Below are 20,499 nucleotides of genomic sequence, written 5' to 3'. Positions count from 1 at the left end.
CCGCGCGGGCGGCGCTCTCCAACTGTATTTGGACATTTGGCTTATAACGCGGTGATCAGATCATGCGGACGCCGCCGAGAGAATGCGAATCTACATGCCTAGAGACGAAAAAATCGATCAATATCAGAACGAATCAAAATAATGGAACAGGTGTCATTCAGATAAGTCATTCACTGTTACTTCACCATTACGCATACCAACATGGACAATCAGGCGAGGGAACCTTGATTCGCGATGCTTTGACCGACATGACCATTCTGATCGTCGAAGACGAGCCTTTGATTGCGATGAGCTTGGAAGATGTGCTGTGCGACCAGGGCGCCATTTGCCTTGGTCCCGTCGGCTCGATCGACAGCGCTCTGGAAATCATCGCAGCAAACCGCTTCGACATCGCTTTGCTCGACATCAACCTGCGAGGCCAGAAGATCGATCCGGTTGCGGACCGTCTGGCTGAAGTGGGCATTCCATTCATTTTCACCACCGGCCATGGCGAGGATGGGCTGCCCAAGTCGCACCGCCACCGTCCGGTGATCGCAAAGCCCTACAGCGACACAACCGTGATCGACACGCTGCTGCAGTGCCGAACCCACAGCGACCCGCCTTCCGCGGACTTCCCTGGATGACAGGTTTCCGCTCCTGGCCGCATCGGTCTCACCGGTGGGCCGCCTCGATGGCGCATCCGATCGCCGCCGTCACTCCACCGCCACCGGCTGGGCGGCACCCTGCCTGGCCAGCAGCCGTTCCACCTCGTCGGCCGGGACGGGGCGGCTGAACAGGAAGCCCTGGTAGCTTTCGCAGGCCAGATCGCGCAGAAGCTGCAGTTGCTCCTGCGTCTCCACCCCCTCGGCGATCACCGACAGACCCAGGCTGCGGCCCAGCCCGACGATGGCGCGCGGGACGGAGGCGTCGCTGGCGCCGGTCGACAGGTCGTGGATGAAGGAGCGGTCGATCTTCAGCTTGTCGATCGGCAAACGGTGCAAATAGCTGAGGCTGGAATAGCCGGTGCCGAAATCGTCCAGCGCGATCAGAACGCCGCGCTGCTTCAACGCCCCCAGCGTCGCCGCCGCCGATTCGACATCGTCGATCAGGGTGCTTTCGGTCACCTCGACCTCCAGCTCCGGGCCGCTCAGGCCGTTGGCATCCAGCGCGCGGGCGACCTTGGCCGGCAGCTGGCCGTCGCGGAACTGGGCGCCGGAAACGTTGACCGCCACCGGGATCGACAGGTCGAGGCGCGAGCGCCAGCGCCGGATCTGGGCGCAGGCCTCGAACAGCACCCAGTCGCCCATCGCCAGCACAAGCCCGGTCTCCTCCGCCACCGGCAGGAAGCGGCCGGGCAGGATCAGTCCCTCCTCCGGGTGGCGCCAGCGGATCAGCGCCTCCAGCCCGACGATGCGGCCGGTCAGGGTATCGACCTGCGGCTGATACACCAGGAACAGCTGCCCCTCGCGAATGGCGTCGCGCAGACTTCCTTCCAAATCCATGCGCTCGCGCGATCTGGCGCCCATCTCCTTGGTGACGAAGCGGAAGCCGTTCCGGCCATTTTCCTTGGCGTGGTACATGGCGATGTCGGCGCAGCGGATCAGCCCTTCCGGGTCATCGGCGTCGTCGGGATACAGGCTGATGCCGATGCTGGGCGTCACCACGAAATTCTGGCCGCCGACGGTGAAGGGGCTGGCCAGATGCGCCACCACTTTCTCGGCCACGCGCGCCGCATCCTCCGGTTCGGTCACGCGGCGCAGCACGATCAGGAACTCGTCGCCGCCCAGCCGCCCGACCGTGTCGGATTCGCGCAATCCCGACTGCAGCCGCCGAGCCACCGACCGCAGCACCTCGTCGCCGAAGCTGTGGCCCAGGCTGTCGTTGATCACCTTGAAGCGGTCGAGGTCGATGAACAGCACCGCCACCTTGCTGCCCTCGCGCCGCGCCTCGCGCAGGGCCTGGGCGATGCGGTCGAACAGCAGGACGCGGTTGGGCAGGCCGGTCAGCGCATCGAAATGCGCCAGATACTGGATATGCTGCTCCGCCCGGCGCTTATCACCGATGTCCTCGGCGAAGGCCAGGACGAATTTCAGCTCTTCGGTCAGGGTGACGGGCTGGAAATGCAGGCTGAAATGGCTGCGCCGCCCGCCCAGCACCAGCGGCTGGTCGGATTCCAGCTTGCCGCTTTCGCCCTGCAGCGCCGCTTCCAGTGCGAAGACGGAGGCCTGGTCGCCAAAGCGCAGCCGCAAGTCGGTTCCCAGCAGTTCCTCCCGCACCAGCCCGGCGGCCGCGGCGAAGGCCGGGTTGCAGTCGGTCAGGAGGCCGTTCGTGCCGACCAGCGCGATCCCCAGCGGCGCCTGGGTGAACAACTGCTGCCGTTCCGCCTCCTGCAGGCGGAGCGAGGCCGTCATTTCCCCCGCCAGTTCGACCGCACGGGAATGGGTCGCCAGCATCATGCGCAGGATCAGCGACAGCGCGATGCTCAACGCGATCCCGCCGGCAAGCAGAGCCCCCGGCACCCATTCATGGGCGGTCAGCACCCCGTCGGGCAGGCTGTCGTAGCGTATGGTCCAGACCCGGCCGCCCACCGGCAGTTCCCGCATCAGGCTGATGGCGGCCGTGGTTTCCAGCGGACGCCGGCTGCGGTAGAGCGGGAATTCCGCCTCGGCCGGCGGCACGTCGTAGATCTCGATGCCGGTGTCCGGCTGCTTTTCGTCAACCAGCCCGTCCACCAGCGGACCGATCCGCACCGGGACCAGCACCACGCCGGTGAATGAGGCCTGCCGCGCTTCCAGCGACGGCGGCAACGGATCGCCGCGATAGGTCGCCTGATAAAGGATGAAGGCAGGCTTCGCCCCCGCCGCCTCGTCGATCTTCAGCGTGATCGCGCGGGTGGCGGCCGGCTCGCCGCTGTCGCGCGCCCGCTCGATGGCGGAGCGCCGCGTCGCTTCCGACATCATGTCGAAGCCGATCGCCCGCACATTCGCCTCGTCGACCGGGGCGGTGAAGATGTTGACCACCCGCTCCGCCCCCGCACTCTCGGGCCAGATGCGGAAATTCGTCAGGCCGGCCGCCCGCATCGCAGCCACCAGATCGCCGGAACGGGTGGCCGGCACGGCGCGGGCATAGGCGACGGAAATGATGCCGGGATAGCGCCGCGGCATGTCCAGCGCCTCGACGAATTGGCTCCACTGCGTCCAATGCAGATCGGGGAAGGTCATCACCAGCGACGCGGCACTGCGGGCGACCTGCTGGTAGACCTGCAGCCGGTCGGCCAGCTGGCCGTGAATCTCCTCTGCCCGCGTGGCGAAGCGGTGCTCCTCCTCGCGGGTCAGCAGGCGGTCGGATTGGAGCATCGCCAGCACGGACAGGCCGCAACCGGCAATCAAAGCCAGAACGGGCATGAGGGCCGGCAATGGCAGATTGCGCAGGAAGCGACGGAAGGAGGGTTCCGGGCGGGAGGCCGGCGGGCGGTCCGCAGGTTGATCGACTGCGGGATCTGCTGCCGGTTCCGCCATCAGAACTCCTCTAGGATCTTGGGACTGGTCAGCAGCAGCGTTTCGATCATGCCCAGGATCTGCTCGATCTTGCTGCGGGTCGCATCGAGTTCGTCGGCGGTCTTGTCGTCGATGCCCGCTTCCATCAGCATCGTGTCGAAGGTGTGCAGGGTTTCGTTGAAGGCCTTCTGCTCCGCCACCAGCACGTCGAAGGCGCCCAGCGAGGACGTCAGCGCCAGCGGCGGGTCGCTGACGAAGGAATGGCTGATGTCGGTGAAGATGGCGATGGCGCTCAGCTTCTGCCGGAGAACCCATTGCGGGAAATTCGGCGGCAGCTCCTTCCCGGCAGCCTCAAGCCTTTCCTGGATCGAAAAGATCAGCCCCTGGATGTCCAGATAGGCCGCGCGGATCTCGCGGAAGCGCGGAAAGGTCTTCGGCTTTCCCGCTGCGCGCAGCCGGCCCAGGGCGGCGATGTCTTCCGTCAGCTTCCGGGACATCCGAAGCACGACGTCCGTCACCTTCGACATCACACCTCTCCGCTCAACGGCCTGCCCTCGCACATCCTTGCCGGGCCTCCTCTGCTCGCCCCGCCTATGTCGGCCAGCCTACACCAGAACCTGCCCCGATCGTTAGTGTTACCGGCCGGTCGGAAGCCGCCTTCAGAATCCGACCGCGGCGGCCGGCGTCGGGCCGGTCTCCAGCCCGGCCTTGTCGAGCGTGTCGAGCAGGTCGATGACGTCCTTGGACGCACGCTCGACCTCCGCCACCTCGGCAAGCGCACGGTCGATGTCGCCGGCCACGAAGGCGCGGGCGGCCGCCTTGCCGTGGTCGTGAACCTTCCGGTGCGGAGCCTCCAGCCGGACGAAGGCGGAATGGGTGCGGTAGCCCATCGAGGACGGACCGTAATACCATTTGCCGAGCCGGCAGGCCTCGTGGCTCGCCAGTTCGTCGGGGCGCAGGGTCTCCAGCCCGACCAGCATGTCGGCCAGCCGCTTCTTCCACATGACGTGGTCGACCTTGGCGATCTTCACGATCTTGCCGGGGATGTCCTGTTCCATCAGCTGGGTCAGCTGGTTGCCCAGCAGGGTCTCCACGCCGCGCGTCGCCTGGACGCTGCGCAGGATGGCGGCGCTGTTGGACGCGCTGCTTTCGGCGATGCGCGCGGTTCCGGAGGCCACCTGATTGGCGGCGGCGGACTGCTGGGTCAGGATGCTGGCGATATCGGACATGCGCTGTTCGGTGCGGCCGATATGGTCGCCGATGTCGGCCATGCGTTCGCTGACCTCGCGGATCGCCTGCTGGCCGGCAGAGACGGCGCGGGTGCCGTCCTCCATCGATGCGACGATGGCGCCCATTTCCGCCTTCAGCGCGTCGATGCGCAGGCGGATGTCCTCCGTGGCGCGGGCGGTCTGGTTGGACAGGTTCTTCACTTCGCTCGCCACCACGGCGAAGCCCTTGCCGGCCTCTCCCGCCCGCGCCGCCTCGATGGTCGCGTTCAGGGCCAGAAGGTTGGTCTGCTTGGCGATCGCCTCGATGGTGGAGACGATCTCCGCGATGCGTTCCGAGGCGACCGACAACTCGCCGACCCGCGTTGCCGCCCCTTCGACCGCCGTGGCGATCTGTTCCATGCGGGCGACCGCCTGCTGAACGGTGTGTCCGCCGTCGGCGGTCACCGACCGCGCCTCCCCGGCCAACGCCGCGACGTCGCGGCTGCGCGCCCAGATCTCCTGGATGCCGGTCACCGTCTCCTCGGTCGCGGCGGCGATGCCCTGGGATTCGTGATCGACCGCGCGCAGTTGCCCGACCATCTGGGCGTTGGCGACCGCCGCGTCGTTGATGGCCATCGCCACATCGATGGTGCGGTCCATCAAAGTCGCGGCGAAGCCGCCCGGCGACCGCCCGCTTTCGGCGCCACCGGCGGTACCGGCAGCCGACAGGCCGTAGCCCGCCAAGGTCCGGTCCATGTCGAACGACACCGCGCGGGCTACCGCCGCCACCGCCCGCCGCGCCGTGGCCGGACGCCAGCGCAACGCGCCCTGCACCAGGGCCAGCAGGTCGCTCAGCACAACGCCATAGGCGCCGATGTACCAGGACGGTTCCAGCCCGATGCGCAGGTGCGCCTCCCCGGCCGCCCGGCAGCGGGCCTCATGCGCCGGCGAACCGGCCTCCTGGAACATCAGACGCCAGTGATCGGCCTGCAGCCGCTTCAGCCGGGGCAGGTCGCCGTGGGCGTCCAGCAGCTTGCGGGTCTCCGGCCATCGCGAGAGGTGGGCATAGAAACGCTCGGACAGGTCGGGCAGGCTGCGGTCGATCAGCCGCCCCATGCTCGCCAGCAGTCCGCGTTCCTCCGCCTCAAGCCCGAAGAAGCCCGCGTCCGCCCGAAGTGCCCGCCCATCAGCCGCCATGTCGCCCATCCACACCATTGATGCGACATACGCACAATCAGCGCGAAGCCGCGATGCATCCGGCGACAGTTATATGACAATTATCGTAAATGGCAACCTTGGGCCGGCCGTAATGGATCAAAGGATCGGCAAAGGGCCGTGCATAATGGTCGCACCTGCCTCCTCATCAGGCGTCTCTGCAACGCCGGAGCGTCTACAGAGGCCGCATTCCGGGAGCAATCATTTGTCTACGAATGATTGAACGGCTTCTGCGATCAAGCCGCTGAGGGACAGGGCGTTGGACGGGTGCGGCACGCCATCGCAGGACAGCGGGCGGCCGAGCCCTTCCGCCGCGAAGCGCCCGGCGACGGTGTCGTTGAACAGGGCATGGACGCCGTACACCCGCACCGTGTCGGCCCCCAGCACCCGCGCGGCCCGCGCACAGGAGAAAATCGTCTCGCCGGAGCTGATGACATCGTCGACGATCACCACCGGGCGGCCATGGATCGGCGCATCGGGCGGCAGCGCCACCGTCACGTCGCGGTCGCCGCGCCGTTCCTTGCGCCCGACCACGCCGGTCAGGCCGAGCGGACCGGCCACCGCCTCCACCAGCGGGGCGGACTCCTCGTCGGGGCCGACGATCACCGTGCCGGGCGCCACGCCGGCGGCGCGCAGATGGTCGGCGATCGGCGCGGCCCCGCTCAGCGCGATGGAGGGGCGGCCGACGAACACCTCGTCCAGCGTGTGGGTGCGGTGCAGGTGCGGCTCGACGCAGACGAACCGGTCGAAACAGCGGCCGAGCCACTCCCCGACCACCGTCTGGCTGACCGGCTCGCCCGGCCTGAAGACGGCGTCCTGGCGCATGTAGGCCATGTAGGGCGCCACCAGACAGAGGTCGGTCGCCCCCTGGCGCCGCAGCACGGAGGAGGCGAGCGTCAGTTCCACCAGTTTGTCGTTCGGGCGGTCGAGCGAGCGGTAGACGATGGCGCGCTCGACCGGTTCGGGCAGGCGGACGAGGCTCTCGCCGTCGGGAAAGCGGTGCAGCTCGGCGATGTGGCAGGGAATGTCCAGCGCCTGGGCCAGCCGGCGCGCCGCGTCCGCCGACTCCGGGAACCCGTAGACGGCCGTGTAGTTGCCCGTGTTGGGGGGCATGCCCCATCTCCCTCTACCACCTTGGATGCGGGCAAGCTTGGCGCAGGCGGCAGGGACGGGTCAATGATGGCAAAAGGCGGACGCTGCGGCCCCTTGCCCCGTCTTGTCGGCCTATGCCTTGGCGATGCCGTCCTCTTCCTCCCGCTTGTCGTCCTCCGCCTCGTCCGCTTCCGACACGGCGGGATCGACATAGATGCTTTCCGCCTTGCGCGCCAACCATTGGAAGGCACCCAGCCCGACCACCAGCAGCGTGACCACCCCCAGCAGCATCACCGGATAGACGATGGCGGAGATCTCGCTGGTGCGCGCCTCGAACACCAGGACAAGGCCCTCCAGACTGGCGGCGATGATGATGGTGGTCAGGAACTTGGTCAGGGTGCGGCGAGCCTCGTCGGCGCGGCGCAGTTCGCGTTCACGGACGATCTCCTCCTCGTAGAGGTATTTGGCGATCTCGAAGACGGCGATGGCCAGCACGATCATCCCGACCCCTTCCAGCATGGCCGAGGTCAGCGCGTGGCTGTCCAGCGCCACCATCCCCTCCACGACGGTCAGGGCCGACAGGCCGATGAACAGCAGGGCGAACAGGCTGAGCGTCACCGCCGCCAGAAGATACATCCCGCGCGCCGCCGATTGGAACATCGTGCTTCCCCTTCCCGATCCGAAACTGGTCCTTGGCAGTGACAACGCGCGGAACGCCCGGTCCGCCCGGTCGGCACCATCGGAGTCGTCGACGCTGCCGGAGAACCTCTTTAGAGTGCCGCCACTCCGCCGTCCGCTGTCCGGTTTTCCGAACCATGACCTTGCCGCCCTCGCCCGTTCCCACCCACAACCCCGTGATGGCCAGCGCCGCCTATTGCGACGGCCGGCGCATCGCCGACGTGCCGGTCGCGGAGGCGGGATCCTGGGCGGCGAAGGACGGCCACTTCGTCTGGATCGGCCTGTGGGAACCGGACGAGGCGCTGCTGATGGAGGTGAAACGCCAGTTCGGCCTGCATGAGCTGGCGGTGGAGGACGCCCTGCACGCCCACCAGCGCCCGAAGGTGGAGGTCTATGGCGACAGCTTGTTCATTGTCCTGCGCACCGCCCGTCTGGAACAGGGGGAACTGGTGCTGGGCGAAACCCATGTCTTCGCCGGGCGCGGCTATGTCGTCACCGTGCGGCATGGCGCATCGAGCAGCTATTCGCCGGTGCGCGCGCGGGCCGAAAGCGCGCCGCATCTTCTGAAGCATGGCGAGGACTTCGTCGTCTACACCGTGATGGACTATGTGGTGGACTGCTATGCTCCCGTCCTCGACCAGATGGCGGCGATGGTGGAGGAGCTGGACGCCCAGCTGATCGCCCGCCCGCCCGGCACGGCGGAGATCGAGCGCATCCACCAGCTGCGGCGCGACCTGGAGCGGCTGCGCCGCAACGCCTCGCCCCTGCTGGAGGTCTGTTCGCGGCTGGATCGCTTCGACCTGCCGATGATCGACCCGGCGATCCGCCCCTATTACCGCGACGTGCAGGACCATGTGATCCGCGTCAACGATCAGATCGCCTCGCTGCGTGAGGTGCTGTCCTTCGCCTTCGAAACCAGTATGATCCTGGCCGCCGCACGGCAGAACGACGTGACGCGCAAGCTGGCCGCCTGGGCCGCCATCCTCGCCGTGCCGACGGCCATCGCCGGCCTGTACGGCATGAACTTCGAGCATATGCCGGAGCTTCACTGGCGGTACGGCTACCCGGCGGTGCTCGCCGTGATCGCCGCCGTCTGCGCCGGCTTGTACATCCGCTTCCGGCGGACGGGCTGGCTTTGACGCTGCCGCGGCGGGGTGACTTCCCGGCCAAGCTGCCCTTTAGGGATATTTGAACCATGAGCGACGCAAAGAACACGCTGCATACCCTGCTGGACGCCTATCTGCGCTGCCCGGTGGACGCCGCACGGAGCGAGCTGGAACAGGCGCTCCGCAGCTATCAGACCGACTGGATCCGCGCCCATGCCGGGGCCGACGCCCCGCCTCTGCCGGCGACAGGGGCGGAGGCACCGGCGACCGCCAAGAAGGCGATCGTGCCCAAACCGCGCTTCCCCATCGCGTCGGCCGACCTGGAGGTGCTGAAGCGGCTTGCCGACGGCTGGCCCGGCACCACGGCCGAGGTGGCGCGCTGGGCCTGGTTCGAGAATCGGGAACTGGTGGCGCTGGAGACCAACCCGGCCGGCGAGGGTCCGGAGATGCTGCGCCTGACCCCGCTGGGCTGGGCCGCCATCGGCCGACTGCCGCCGGACTGAACCGGCGGTCCCCGGTCGGTTCGCCAATCAGTTCACAGATCAATTCACCTGCGGCAGCGAGAAGATCTGGCCGGGATAGATCAGGTCCGGGTCGCGGATCTGCTCGCGGTTGGCGGTGTAGATGGTGGTGTAGAGCATGCCGTCGCCATAGGTGCGGCGGGCCAGCCGCCACAGGCTGTTGCCGGGCTGCACGACGATGCTGCGTCCGTCGGTGGCCCCGGTGGGCATGGCGGAGACCTGGACCGGCAGTTCGGCCCGCGCCACCACCTTGCCGGACTGGGTGACCTGATCGGCGCGCAGGGTGTAGACGCCGGGATCGATCAGTTTTTCGGGGATCAGGCGCCAGCCGCCCTTGGGGTCGCTGTGGGCGCTGCCGACCAGGATGTTGTCGAGATAGAGCTGGACCGGGCTGTTGGGCGCCGCCCGCCCGCCCAGCGCCACACGGCCGGCGGGATCATAGTCCATCGTCTCCACCGACACGCCGCCCGGCGGCGGAGGCGCGCCGTTGGCGGGAACCGGGGGTGCCTGCAGAACCGAGCTGCCGCCCATGGATGCCGGCGCACCGGCCAGCCCGTCGCGCGGAACCGCAACAGCGACGGCCGTGCCCTGTGACGCCGAGTCGGTCGCGGTGCCCTGGGTCGAAGTGATCTGTTCGGCCGTGGGCTTGGCCGCCGGATCGGGCACCATCACCACGACCACCTTGTCGGCCGGCACCGGCGTGTCGGACCCGGGACGGGCCTCGCTCAGGTTCAGTTCGCGCGTGCCGGGGGCCAGCGGTTTCTCGGGCAGCATCACCCATTCGCCTCGCTGGTCGGCCTTGGCGGTGGCGACCGGGGTGCCGCCGTCGGTGACCGTCACCTGCGAACCGGGGGCCGCGCGGCCGGCCATCACCGTCGCCCCGTCGGGCGCCACCCGCACCACGTCGAAGCTGGGCGCCGCGGGTGCTGCGGGAGCCGGTGCCGCCGCAGCTTTCGCGGGTGCCGCCGGCTGTGTCGTCACCGGCGAGGCGGTGGCAGTAGCAGCGGGAGCCGACGCCGCCGGAACTGGTGCCTGCACAGGGGTTCCGGCCGGCCACAGGACGACCGCCGCCGCCCCACCCGTCAGAGCCACGCCCAAAGCTGCGAACAACGCGTTTCGTTTCACTGAGCACCCATCCGGCGGCCCGCCACCACGGCAGGATGGGCAACTATAGCAGAAGGACAGGTGCCAAAAGAATGGCGCCGTTGGAGCATTTCCATCGGCCAATCGGCATCGATTGCTCCATAAGATCACGATTCGGCCGAGGCTCGGGTAAAGTCAGTCCTTCGCCGGCACCGTCCTCAGATAGGCGGCGATGGCGGCGCGGTCGTCGGCCGTCAGTTTGGAGGTGCTGTTGCGCACCACCTCGCCCATGGCGCCGCCGACGACGTCGCCTTCCGGGGTCAATCCGGTCTCCAGCAGCAGGGTCAGGTCGCCATCGGACCAGTCGCCGATCCCCTTGCTCTCGGCGCCGGTGATCCCAGGCACCTTGTCGCCGTCCGGGCCGTCCGGATTGCCGGCCAGATAGCGGCCGGCGTCCATGCCGCCCATCAGGGTGCGCGGGCTGTGGCATTCGCCGCAATGGCCGAGCGCATCGACCAGATAGCGCCCGCGGTTCCAGGCCGGCGGCTTTGCCGGATCGTCGGGCACCGGGCCGGGGGTCAGATACATCCATTGCCAGACCGGCAGCAGGAAGCGCCAGGAGAAGGGCGGCGTCAGGTCGTGCGGCTTGTTCGGAGCAGCCACCGCCGGCTGGCTGAACAGATAGGCCTTCAGGTCCAGCAGGTCGCGGTCGGTCATCCGCGTGTAGCTGGCATAGGGGAAGGCGGGAAACAGCGCGGCGCCGTCGGGCCGCAAGCCCTCGCGGAAGGCGCGGATGAAGTCGGCGTCGCTCCAGCGGCCGATGCCGGTTTCCGGATCGGGCGTGATGTTGGGGGTGTGGAAGGTGCCGAAGGGAGTCGCGAGCGCCCGCCCGCCGGCCAGCGGCGCCCCGCCCTCCTTCTCGTTGCTGTGGCAGCCGAGGCAGCCGGCGGCCTGGAAGATATAGGCGCCACGGCTCACGGGATCGCCCGCCGGTGCCATGTCCGCGGCCAGCGCACCGCCGGCCGCACCGCCGCCTGCAACGGCGAGCGGCAGCAGCCATGCGGCGACAGCGGCGGCGGTCGGGACGCGCCGCATCGGTCAGTTCTTCTTGACGCGGAAGTCCTCGTGGCAGCTTCCGCAGGCCTTGGAGGTTGCGCCCAGCGCCTGGGCGATCTGGGTGCGGTCACCGCTCTTCACCGCGGCGTCCAGCTTCTCGGCCACCGGCTGCAGTCCGCTCCAGTAGCGCTGCGCCTCCGCCCAGTTCTTCCACAGCTCCGGCTTGGCGGCGCTGTCGGTCACCCCCACCGCGGTGCCTTCGGGGAAGATCATTTTCGGGTCGACTTTCGTGACAGCCAGCACGGCCTCCGCCCCCTTGGCCGCATCCTCCAGGGTAGCGCCCTCGTTCTTCACAAACTTCGCGACGGCACCCATGCCGCCGCCGAGCTTCTTCATTGTCTGTTGCCGGTCCTTCACCTGCTCGGCCGGATCGGCGGCGCCGGCATTGCCCGCCGACATGCCGAACAGCGCGAACATCAGACCGGCGACGGATGCCGCTGCAAGGACATTGACGACGCGGTTGCTCATGTGGTCCCTCCCGATGATGCCCTGGCTTAACGGTGCTTGTGCCGCAGTTGACGCGCCGCCCTCTCCCGATATTCCATGGCTTTCACCGGATTGTTTACGCCCCGCCCGGGTGGGCGGTGGTGGCGAGAAAGGTTGACCCGCGATGAAGAGCCTGTCCTCCGTCTGCGTCTATTGCGGTGCATCCAGCCGCGTCGCCGATGTCTACAAGGAAGCCGCCCATGCGCTGGGCGACGGGCTGGCCCGCCGCGGCATCCGCATGGTCTATGGCGGCGGCCGGGTCGGGCTGATGGGCATCGCCGCCGATGCCGCAATCGCCGCAGGCGGCGAGGTGGTCGGCATCATCCCCGAACACATCCAGTCGGCGGAGATCGAGCATACCGGCCTGACCGAGTTGCATGTCGTCGACAGCATGCACACCCGCAAGCGCATGATGGTGGAGCGCTCCGACGCCTTCGTCATCCTGCCGGGCGGACTCGGCACGCTGGACGAGGCCTTCGAGATCCTGACCTGGAAGCAGCTTCAGCTGCACGACAAGCCGATCGTCATCGCCGATGTCGACGGCTATTGGCGCCCGCTGCTCGGCCTGATCGACCACATGGTCGCCCAGGGCTTCGCCCGCATCGACCGCTCCGCCCTCTACAGCGTCGCCGACCATGTCGATGCGGTGTTCGAGGCGTTGGAGGTGGCGCCCGTCCCCGCCCATCCGGCCCAGCCGAAGAAGCTCTGAGGCAGGGTCAACCCTTCCCGCGGTTATCCCCAGACTTCCCAGCCTGTGGATAACTTCTGTGCACAGCTTTTGTGGAGGGTTCCCCGCCCTTCGCAGAGCGTTCCCGTTCTGTTTCTGCTATTGTGTCCTTCATGAGCAACCAGACCTCATCGCTGTTCGATCCCCGCCCCTCCGCCGCGGTCAAGCCGACGGCCGAGTACCGCACGCCCCCAAACAACGAGGAGGCGGAGCAGGCGCTGCTGGGCGCGATCCTGGTCAACAACAAGGCCTATGAGAAGGTCGGCGAGTTCCTGCGGCCGGAGCATTTCTACGACCCGGCCCACCAGCGCATCTTCGCCGCCATCACCAAGATGATCGATCGCGGCCAGATCGCGAACCCGGTCACCTTGAAGTCCCTGTTCGACAATGATCCCGAACTGGCGGTGGAAGGCGGCAGCGCCTATCTGGCGGAGCTGGCGGCCAACGTCGTCACCGTGGTCAACGCCGGCGATTACGGCAAGACCATCCACGACCTGTTCATCCGCCGGCAGCTGATCGAGGTCGGCACCGACATGGTGAACGAGGCGTACCGCCACGACCTCGACATCACCGCGCTGGACCAGATCGGCGAGGCGGAGAAGCAGCTGTTCGACCTCGCCTCGACCGGTGACGTGCAGGGTGGCTTCGTCGCCTTCGGCGAGTCGGTCAAGCACGCCATCACGACGGCGGAGGCGGCCTTCCGCCGCTCCAGCCACGTCACCGGCGTCACCACCGGCCTGATCGACATCGACCGCAAGCTGGGCGGCCTGCACCCGTCGGACCTGATCATCCTCGCCGGACGCCCCTCCATGGGCAAGACGGCGCTGGCCACCAACATCGCCTTCAACGCCGCCAAGGCGCACATGCGCTCCTCAGGCCAGGAAGGCGGCGTGGTCGGCTTCTTCTCGCTCGAAATGTCGGCGGAACAGCTGGCCACCCGTATCCTCGCCGACGAGGTGCAGGTGCCCGGCGACAAGATCCGCCGCGGCGAGATCCGCGACACCGACTTCCCGAAATTCGTCCAGGCCAGCCAGGATCTGGCGCGCTGCCCCTTCTATGTCGACGACACGCCGGCCCTGTCGGTCGCCGCGGTGCGCACGCGCTGCCGCCGGCTGAAGCGGACCTCGGGCCTCAGCATGGTGGTGGTCGACTATCTCCAGCTGCTGCGCGGCTCGTCCTCGCGCGGGTCGGAGAACCGGGTGCAGGAGATCTCGGAGATCACCCGCGGCCTGAAGGCCATCGCCAAGGAGTTGGACGTGCCGGTGGTGGCGCTGTCGCAGCTGAGTCGCGCGGTGGAGCTTCGCGAGGACAAGCGCCCGCAGCTGGCCGACCTTCGCGAGTCGGGCTCGATCGAGCAGGACGCCGACGTCGTGATGTTCGTTTTCCGCGAACAGTATTACCTTGAGCGCGCCGAGCCCTCGCGCCGGCCCGACGAGAGCGACGACAAGTTCAACGACCGCTATCAGCGCTGGCAGCAGCGCCTGGGCGAGGTGCACAACACCGCCGAGGTGATCATCGCCAAGCAGCGTCACGGTCCGATCGGCACCGTCCGTCTCTACTTCGACGGCCAGTTCACCAAGTTCGGCGATCTCGACCAGCACCACCAGACCGACGAGTGACCAAAGTGACGAGCGACCTGAACCCGCGCGCCGGAGCCATCCTCACCGTGGATCTCGGCGCCGTCGTCGCCAACTGGACCCAGCTGCGCGACCGCGTCGCCCCGGCGGAATGCTCCGCCGTGGTCAAGGCCGATGCCTATGGGCTGGGCGTGGCGCGCGTCGTGCCGGCCCTGGGCGCCGCCGGCTGTCGGACCTTCGTCGTCGCCCAGTTCGACGAGGCGCTGGCCGTCCGCCGCGCGCTGGAGCCGGTCGCCCCGGAAGCACAGGTGTTTTCGCTGGGCGGCCTGCCGATGGGGTGCGAGGGGGAATTCATCGCCAACCGCATCCTGCCGGTTCTGAACCATCTGGGGGAGATCGCGGCGTGGCAGGCCTTCGCCCAGTCGCGGGGGGAGGCTCTGCCGGCGGTGATCCACATCGACACCGGCATGAACCGCTTGGGTCTCGGCCCCGACGAACTGGACGATCTCGCCGGCCATCCGGAACGGCTTGAGGGGATCGACGTCCGCTATTGGATGACCCATCTCGCCTGCGCCGACGAGTTCGACAGCCCGATGACCGGGGAGCAGCTCGACCGCTTCCGCGCGGCGCTGGCCCGGCTGCCGAAGGCAAAGGCGAGCTTCGCCAACTCGTCCGGCATCTTCCACGGCAAGGACCATCATTTCGACCTCGCCCGGCCGGGCTGCGCGCTCTACGGCGTCAACCCGACGCCGCATCTGCCCAATCCGATGCTGGGTACGGTGCGTCTCGACGCCCGTCTGCTGCAGGTCCGCAACTGCGCGGTGCCGATGACGGTCGGCTATGGTGCGGCCCACAAGGTCACGGGTCCGGCGCGGATCGCGACCATCGGCGTCGGCTATGCCGACGGCTATCTGCGCTCTCTCAGCGGCAAGGGGCACATCTACGTCGACGGCGTCGCCGCCCCCATCGTCGGCCGCATCTCCATGGACCTGATCACCATCGACGTCACCGGGCTACCGGAATCGGTGGCGCATGCCGGCCGCATGGTCGAGCTGATCGGACCGAAACGCCCGGTCGATCAGGTCGCGGCGGAGGGCGGGACCATCGGCTACGAGATCCTCACCTCGCTCGGCCGGCGCTATCACCGGGTTTATGTGGATGGAGAGTAGATAAGCTGTGGAGTGTTGTCGGAGCGCAGCTTCGTCTGGCAAGATCTACACGGATGTCACGGATTTAGACACGGATTACACAGATTTTTATTTCACTTGGGCAAGTGACTGCTTTGCCCGAAAAGACACGACTGGCCGAAGCGACATCCGTGTAATCCGTGTTTTAATCCGTGACATCCGTGTCGTCGTTGCCCGACACAGCCGAACTTCCTCCCGGCGGCGACCACCAACTCGTCCCACCATTGCAAAGTCCAAGGATGACCTAGGCGCGCATCGGTGCTATGACCGCAGCGCCCAAACGAGTCTCAAACCAAGGATGCGGGCCGACTGATGGGTTTCCTCGCCGCCACCGGCCGGGCCTTCCTGATCTTCCTGGAAGCGACCGGACGCCTTGCCCTGTTCACCGGGTCCGCCCTGTCGCACTGTGTGCGCCCGCCGCTCTATCCGCGGCAGATCCTGCGCCAGATGATCGACATCGGCTATTATTCGCTGCCGGTGGTCGGGCTGACGGCGCTGTTCACGGGCATGGTTCTGGCCCTGCAGAGCTACAGCGGCTTCTCCCGCTTCCAGGCCGAGGGCGCCATCGCCACGGTGGTGGTGCTGTCGATCACGCGCGAGCTCGGGCCGGTTCTGGCCGGCCTGATGGTCGCCGGCCGCATCGGCGCCGCCATGGCGGCGGAGATCGGCACCATGCGGGTCACCGAACAGATCGACGCCCTGTCGACCCTGTCGACCAATCCGTACAAGTATCTGGTGGCTCCGCGCCTGATCGCCGGCCTGACCATGGTGCCGCTGCTGGTGATCGTCGCCGACATCATCGGCGTGTTCGGCGGCTTCCTGGTCGGCGTCTACCGGCTGGATTTCAACGCCGCCAGCTACATCAACCGCACCTGGGAATTCCTGGAACCGCTGGACGTCATCTCCGGTCTGGTGAAGGCGGCGATCTTCGGCTTCCTGATCGCGCTGATGGGCTGCTACCACGGTTACCACTCCAAGGGCGGCGCCCAGGGCGTCGGCGCGGCCACCACCAACGCGGTGGTGTCGGCCTCCATCATGATCCTGGTGTGGAATTATCTGATCACCGGCCTCTTCTTCTCGACCAAGTGAGCGCCATCCAATGACCACCGTCCCGAAGATCGCGCTCAAGGGCGTCACCAAGCATTTTGGCCCGAAGAAGGTCTTGAACGGCATCGACCTAGAGGTGGCGAAGGGCGAGTCGCTGGTGGTTATCGGCGGATCGGGAACCGGCAAGTCGGTGATGCTGAAGAGCATCCTCGGCCTGCTGACGCCGGATTCCGGCACGATCCAGGTCGACGGCGTCGAGACGACCCGCCTGCGCTCGCGCGAGCGGGAGAAGATGCTGCACAAGTTCGGCATGCTGTTCCAGGGCGCCGCCCTGTTCGACAGCCTGAAAGTCTGGGAAAACGTCGCCTTCGGCCTGATCCAGGGCGCCCATATGCCGCGTGCCCAGGCCAAGGAGATCGCCGTCGCCAAGCTGGGCGCCGTCGGCCTCACCCCCGACGTGGCGGAGCTGTCGCCGTCGGAGCTGTCCGGCGGCATGCAGAAGCGCGTCGGCCTTGCCCGCGCCATCGCCGATGAACCGGAAATCATCTTCTTCGACGAGCCGACGACCGGCCTCGACCCGATCATGGCCGACGTCATCAACGAGCTGATCGTGCAGTGCGTGAAGGACCTCGGCGCTACCGCGGTCACCATCACCCACGACATGGCGTCGGCCCGCAAGATCGCCGACCGCGTCGCCATGATCTATCAGGGCCGCCTCATCTGGACCGGCCACGCCCGCGACATCGACAGCTCGGGCAACGCCTATGTCGACCAGTTCGTCCATGGCCGGGCGGACGGACCGATCAAGATGCAGATCAAGGCGCTCTAGAGGGAACAATTGCGGGGACTTGCCGGTTGTCGAACCGGGTGCCGTTGCAGCCCGTTCCCCGGAGGTGGTCTCCCCGTGAGTTTGCAGTCCGCGACCTCCCAGGCCTTCGATATCGACGAGGCTTTCCGCCGCCTGCGGATCGCGGTCGCCCCCTACCCCAAGGCGGCGATGTTCGACCTGCGCGACCGCGGCTATGCAACCCCTTTCCAGCAGCTGGTCGCCAGCCTGATTTCCGCCCGCACGCGGGACGAAACGAGTCTGGTGGTCGCCGAACGGCTGTTCGCCGTCGCAGACACTCCGGCCGCCATGGCCGCCCTGCCGGAGGAGCGGCTGGTGGAGCTTCTGCAAGGCGCCACCTTCCCGGAACCCAAGGCGCGCGACATCCGCGACCTGTCGCGCCGCATCGTCGAGGAGCATGGCGGCGAGGTGCCGGACACGCCCGACACGCTGATGCGCTTCCGCGGCGTGGGGCCGAAGATCGCGGCGCTGACGCTGGCGGTCGGTTTCGACATTCCGGCGCTGGCGGTCGACATCCATGTCCACCGCATCACCAACCGTTGGGGCTATGTGTCGGCGCGCACCCCGGAAAAGACCATGGCGGCGCTGCTGACGGTGCTTCCCAAACGCTATTGGGTGGAAATCAACGAGCGGCTGGTGCCCTTCGGCAAATGGATCTGCACCGGCGACCGGCCGCGCTGCTCCACCTGCCCGCTCTTGTCGATGTGCGCGCGGGTGGGCGTCACCGAATCGCGTTGAGGCCCGGCGATTGATGCAGATCCTGGCAGGGCGGCGGAGGCTTGGCTAGAAGAGCGGCAGAGATTCCGCTTTTCGAGGCTTTGCGATGATCGTCTACGCCCTGCACTGCGCCTGCGGCCATGATTTCGACCAGTGGTTCGACAACATGGCCGATTACGACGCCAAGAAGGCCGCCGGCATCCCCTGCCCCTCCTGCGGCGGCACCGAGGTCGCCAAGGCCATCATGGCCCCGCGCGTGGCCAAGTCCCAGCCGGCGCCGATGCCCGCCTGCGCAACCGGCGGCTGTGGCGGAGGCGGCTGTCCGATGATGATGTGAGGGGGGAGCGGAAAGGGTTGCCCCCACCCTCCCACGGCTCCGCCGCGGGTCCCTCCCTCCCCCTCTTCGAGGGAGAGGGATAGATTTGCAATGTGGCGGCAGTCCCCTCTCCCTCGAAGAGGGGGAGGGTTAGGGAGGGGGCAGCGCTCAGCGCCGCCGCGCCTCTGCCGTCAGCCGCGGCTCGATGGTCAGTTCTTCCCGGCGGCGCGGGCTGCCGAAGCTCGGCTCGACTCGCGACTCGCGCGGCCGGTCGTCGCCGGCTGGCGCCCGGCTGAGCGGATCGACGCCCCGCCCGCTGCGCCACCAGGCAAAGCCGACTCCGCCCAGCGTCACCGCAAGCAGCCCGGCCACACCGGCGCGCGCGGCGTTCGACTGCCACACCGACGTGCCGCCGCCGACCGCCACCGGTTCCTCCACCGGAACCGGCTTGCCGTCCGGGGTGGTCGCCGACACCGCCCCACGCGGGGCCGCCTGCGGAGCAGGTCCTTCGGACGCGCTGGCCGACGGACGCGGAGCACTCTGAGACGCTGCACTGGACGTGACCGCACTGGAAGCCGCCGTCGGCGCCGAGGGGCGCGGAGCCGCGGCCGGCGTGCTGTGGCTGGCGGACGAGGAGGACGATGGAGAGGACGGCGCCGAAACCGGCGCGCCGCCGAACTGGGCCATGCCGCCGACGCTCTCGTTGCCGGATTCGACTCGGCCGGTCGGGGCGGCGCGCGGTGCCACCTCCTTGTCCTGGCGGGTCTGGCCGACCTGGCTCTTGGACAGGCTGCCCATTGTGGGGGCGGCCTTCTTCTCGCGCTCTCCCATCATCTTGTTGATGGTGGCCTGATCGAGGTTGCCGGTAGCCGGCAGGCCGACCGACTTCTGATAGGCGCTGAGCGAGGAACGCGTTTCCGGCGTCATCTGGCCCTTGGCCCGGCCGCCAATGTTGTAGCCCTTGTCCTTCAGGAAGGTCTGCGCCCACTGGATATCGGCCGTCGATGCCTCCGCCCATGCGGAACCCGGCGTTCCGAGCGCAAGACCCGACACCACCACTGCAACAGCCGCCACCGCGGCGCCACCACGCACCCGCCGCGAAATCCCAGACATCGCCTTATCCCTCCGTCCGTGACGCCAGACCGATTTCAGAGCCACGACACTCCCCCGCGAATCGGGGGCCTGGATCGTGTTACCAGATTGTGCCGCTTTTCCGGCGGCGATTTTTGTGCGTCTGCCTTGTCCGCCACGCAGCGTTGCCGAAAAGGCGCGTTCCCGGAAATGGTGTGCGAAAATGGATCGGAAAAGGCCGGATGTGGTAGCGTCAATTCGGGGGCATCACATGGAATGCAGGGGCGCCATGACCGGATTGGAAAGCGCATCTCCGTGGATCGGACTGAAGGCTGCTGCCCTCCTGTCCGCCATGTTCCTGCTGTCGGGCTGCAGCAGCCCGCCGGCCTACCGCGAGTGGACCGCCAGCCCCGACGTGCCGACCATTGCCTATGACGAATGCAACGAGCAGGTGGACCACACCATGCGCCTGCGCGGCTACCCCCTGCGCCCGCTGCCGGAAACGCCGCAATACGGCTACCGCAAGGAGATCTTCGCGCTGTGCATGCGCCGCAAGGGTTACGCGACGGAGTGACCCTTTGCCGTCCGCCTCTTCATCTGCCACCGGCGAAATGCAGGTAGGCCAGGGCACCGGCAAACGTGCCGATCAGGATCACCGCCAGATAGACCCGCAACGGCAATGCCACGGGTTCCGCCGCCTTGCGCTTGCGATCCGGTTTCGCGGCCGGCGCCGGCTTCGCTGCGGGGCGGACGCGCCTTCCCTTTGCCGGCCCCTTGGTGGGGTCGTACAGCTCGATCAGCGTCCAGTTGAACTCCATGCCCTCATAGGCGGAGTCGGCGTTGTAATCGAGCTGGATCAGCCGGAAATAAGCCCGCGGGTTGATGCCCACCATCTGGTCGAAACGTGCCTTGGTGTGGGCAAGCTCCTCCCCCACCTCCAGCGTCTTCCACCCCTTGCCGCGCGCCTTCTGAATGGCGAATCGGGTCGGCTGGGGCGGGCGCGGGGTCGGCATGGCCCGCAGTCTATCG

21 protein-coding genes are annotated in these 20,499 nt (G+C 67.6%); 11 read left to right on the top strand and 10 right to left on the bottom strand.

The annotated features are described in order from the left end of the window. Positions 1–248 precede the first annotated feature (248 nt). Positions 249–623 (top strand): response regulator, encoded by a 375-nt coding sequence (locus tag FZ983_RS05645; RefSeq protein ID WP_149222607.1) that lies wholly within the window; start codon positions 249–251, stop codon positions 621–623. A 69-nt stretch (positions 624–692) separates the two neighbouring features. Here FZ983_RS05645 and FZ983_RS05640 read toward each other — a convergent pair whose 3' ends face one another. The 5 genes from FZ983_RS05640 to FZ983_RS05620 all read right to left on the bottom strand — a co-directional run bounded on the left by FZ983_RS05640 (position 693) and on the right by FZ983_RS05620 (position 7,651). Beyond that, on the bottom strand, positions 693–3,497 hold the full coding sequence (locus FZ983_RS05640; RefSeq protein WP_149222606.1) for an EAL domain-containing protein: 2,805 nt from the start codon (positions 3,495–3,497) through the stop codon (positions 693–695). Further along, positions 3,497–4,003 carry a hypothetical protein gene (locus FZ983_RS05635; protein WP_149222605.1) on the bottom strand — a complete coding sequence of 169 codons (507 nt, stop codon included), beginning with the start codon at positions 4,001–4,003 and terminating at the stop codon, positions 3,497–3,499. Before FZ983_RS05635 ends, FZ983_RS05640 begins: the two co-directional genes overlap by 1 nt. Before the next feature lie 132 nt (positions 4,004–4,135). Beyond that, positions 4,136–5,881, bottom strand: coding sequence for a methyl-accepting chemotaxis protein (locus FZ983_RS05630; protein ID WP_247883599.1), 1,746 nt, complete (start codon positions 5,879–5,881; stop codon positions 4,136–4,138). Between the two features lie 219 nt (positions 5,882–6,100). Then, positions 6,101–7,012, bottom strand: coding sequence for a ribose-phosphate diphosphokinase (gene prs / locus FZ983_RS05625; protein ID WP_149222603.1), 912 nt, complete (start codon positions 7,010–7,012; stop codon positions 6,101–6,103). Between the two features lie 111 nt (positions 7,013–7,123). Continuing rightward, positions 7,124–7,651 carry a hypothetical protein gene (locus tag FZ983_RS05620; protein ID WP_149222602.1) on the bottom strand — a complete coding sequence of 176 codons (528 nt, stop codon included), beginning with the start codon at positions 7,649–7,651 and terminating at the stop codon, positions 7,124–7,126. A gap of 155 nt (positions 7,652–7,806) precedes the next feature. Here FZ983_RS05620 and corA point away from each other — a divergent pair, with 155 nt between their 5' ends. Both corA and FZ983_RS05610 read left to right on the top strand, forming a co-directional pair. Further along, complete coding sequence (corA, locus tag FZ983_RS05615) at positions 7,807–8,808, top strand: magnesium/cobalt transporter CorA (RefSeq protein WP_149222601.1); 1,002 nt, start codon at positions 7,807–7,809, stop codon at positions 8,806–8,808. A 56-nt stretch (positions 8,809–8,864) separates the two neighbouring features. Continuing rightward, a complete protein-coding gene (locus FZ983_RS05610) occupies positions 8,865–9,278 on the top strand; it encodes a hypothetical protein (RefSeq protein WP_149222600.1) in 414 nt (137 codons plus the stop codon). A gap of 39 nt (positions 9,279–9,317) precedes the next feature. Here FZ983_RS05610 and FZ983_RS05605 read toward each other — a convergent pair whose 3' ends face one another. From FZ983_RS05605 to FZ983_RS05595, 3 genes are all read right to left on the bottom strand, one after another. Then, complete coding sequence (locus FZ983_RS05605; RefSeq protein WP_149222599.1) at positions 9,318–10,388, bottom strand: LysM peptidoglycan-binding domain-containing protein; 1,071 nt, start codon at positions 10,386–10,388, stop codon at positions 9,318–9,320. 186 nt (positions 10,389–10,574) lie between these two features. Further along, complete coding sequence (locus FZ983_RS05600; protein ID WP_149222598.1) at positions 10,575–11,474, bottom strand: cytochrome c; 900 nt, start codon at positions 11,472–11,474, stop codon at positions 10,575–10,577. A gap of 3 nt (positions 11,475–11,477) precedes the next feature. Beyond that, on the bottom strand, positions 11,478–11,963 hold the full coding sequence (locus FZ983_RS05595) for a cytochrome c (protein WP_149222597.1): 486 nt from the start codon (positions 11,961–11,963) through the stop codon (positions 11,478–11,480). Positions 11,964–12,105: 142 nt separating this feature from the next. Between FZ983_RS05595 and FZ983_RS05590 the strand changes: the two genes are divergently transcribed. The 7 genes from FZ983_RS05590 to FZ983_RS05560 all read left to right on the top strand — a co-directional run bounded on the left by FZ983_RS05590 (position 12,106) and on the right by FZ983_RS05560 (position 18,420). Further along, entirely contained in the window at positions 12,106–12,690 is a 585-nt protein-coding gene (locus FZ983_RS05590; RefSeq protein ID WP_149222596.1) for a TIGR00730 family Rossman fold protein, read from the top strand. Between the two features lie 131 nt (positions 12,691–12,821). Then, positions 12,822–14,327, top strand: a complete 1,506-nt coding sequence (locus FZ983_RS05585) for a replicative DNA helicase (protein ID WP_149222595.1) — start codon at positions 12,822–12,824, stop codon at positions 14,325–14,327. Further along, a complete protein-coding gene (alr, locus tag FZ983_RS05580; protein WP_188092252.1) occupies positions 14,324–15,454 on the top strand; it encodes an alanine racemase in 1,131 nt (376 codons plus the stop codon). Before FZ983_RS05585 ends, alr begins: the two co-directional genes overlap by 4 nt. A 330-nt stretch (positions 15,455–15,784) precedes the next feature. Beyond that, a complete protein-coding gene (locus tag FZ983_RS05575) occupies positions 15,785–16,561 on the top strand; it encodes an ABC transporter permease (protein WP_014250103.1) in 777 nt (258 codons plus the stop codon). 10 nt (positions 16,562–16,571) lie between these two features. After that, on the top strand, positions 16,572–17,348 hold the full coding sequence (locus FZ983_RS05570) for an ATP-binding cassette domain-containing protein (protein WP_149222594.1): 777 nt from the start codon (positions 16,572–16,574) through the stop codon (positions 17,346–17,348). 75 nt (positions 17,349–17,423) lie between these two features. Further along, complete coding sequence (gene nth, locus FZ983_RS05565) at positions 17,424–18,104, top strand: endonuclease III (RefSeq protein ID WP_247883598.1); 681 nt, start codon at positions 17,424–17,426, stop codon at positions 18,102–18,104. Between the two features lie 85 nt (positions 18,105–18,189). After that, the gene (locus tag FZ983_RS05560; RefSeq protein ID WP_149222593.1) at positions 18,190–18,420 is read left to right on the top strand and encodes a DUF1178 family protein; all 231 of its coding nucleotides are present in this window, start codon (positions 18,190–18,192) and stop codon (positions 18,418–18,420) included. Between the two features lie 147 nt (positions 18,421–18,567). On the opposite strand, the gene FZ983_RS05555 is transcribed toward FZ983_RS05560, so the two are convergent. Next, entirely contained in the window at positions 18,568–19,512 is a 945-nt protein-coding gene (locus tag FZ983_RS05555; protein ID WP_149222592.1) for a peptidoglycan-binding domain-containing protein, read from the bottom strand. Between the two features lie 247 nt (positions 19,513–19,759). Between FZ983_RS05555 and FZ983_RS05550 the strand changes: the two genes are divergently transcribed. Continuing rightward, positions 19,760–20,044 carry a hypothetical protein gene (locus FZ983_RS05550; RefSeq protein ID WP_149222591.1) on the top strand — a complete coding sequence of 95 codons (285 nt, stop codon included), beginning with the start codon at positions 19,760–19,762 and terminating at the stop codon, positions 20,042–20,044. A gap of 19 nt (positions 20,045–20,063) precedes the next feature. On the opposite strand, the gene FZ983_RS05545 is transcribed toward FZ983_RS05550, so the two are convergent. Continuing rightward, a complete protein-coding gene (locus tag FZ983_RS05545) occupies positions 20,064–20,483 on the bottom strand; it encodes a hypothetical protein (protein WP_149222590.1) in 420 nt (139 codons plus the stop codon). Positions 20,484–20,499: the final 16 nt, after the last annotated feature.

The organism is Azospirillum sp. B21 (genome assembly GCF_008364825.1).
GTDB lineage: Bacteria > Pseudomonadota > Alphaproteobacteria > Azospirillales > Azospirillaceae > Azospirillum.
Note: the sequence above shows the minus strand (reverse complement) of the source record. Positions and strands in the feature narration are given on the sequence as shown.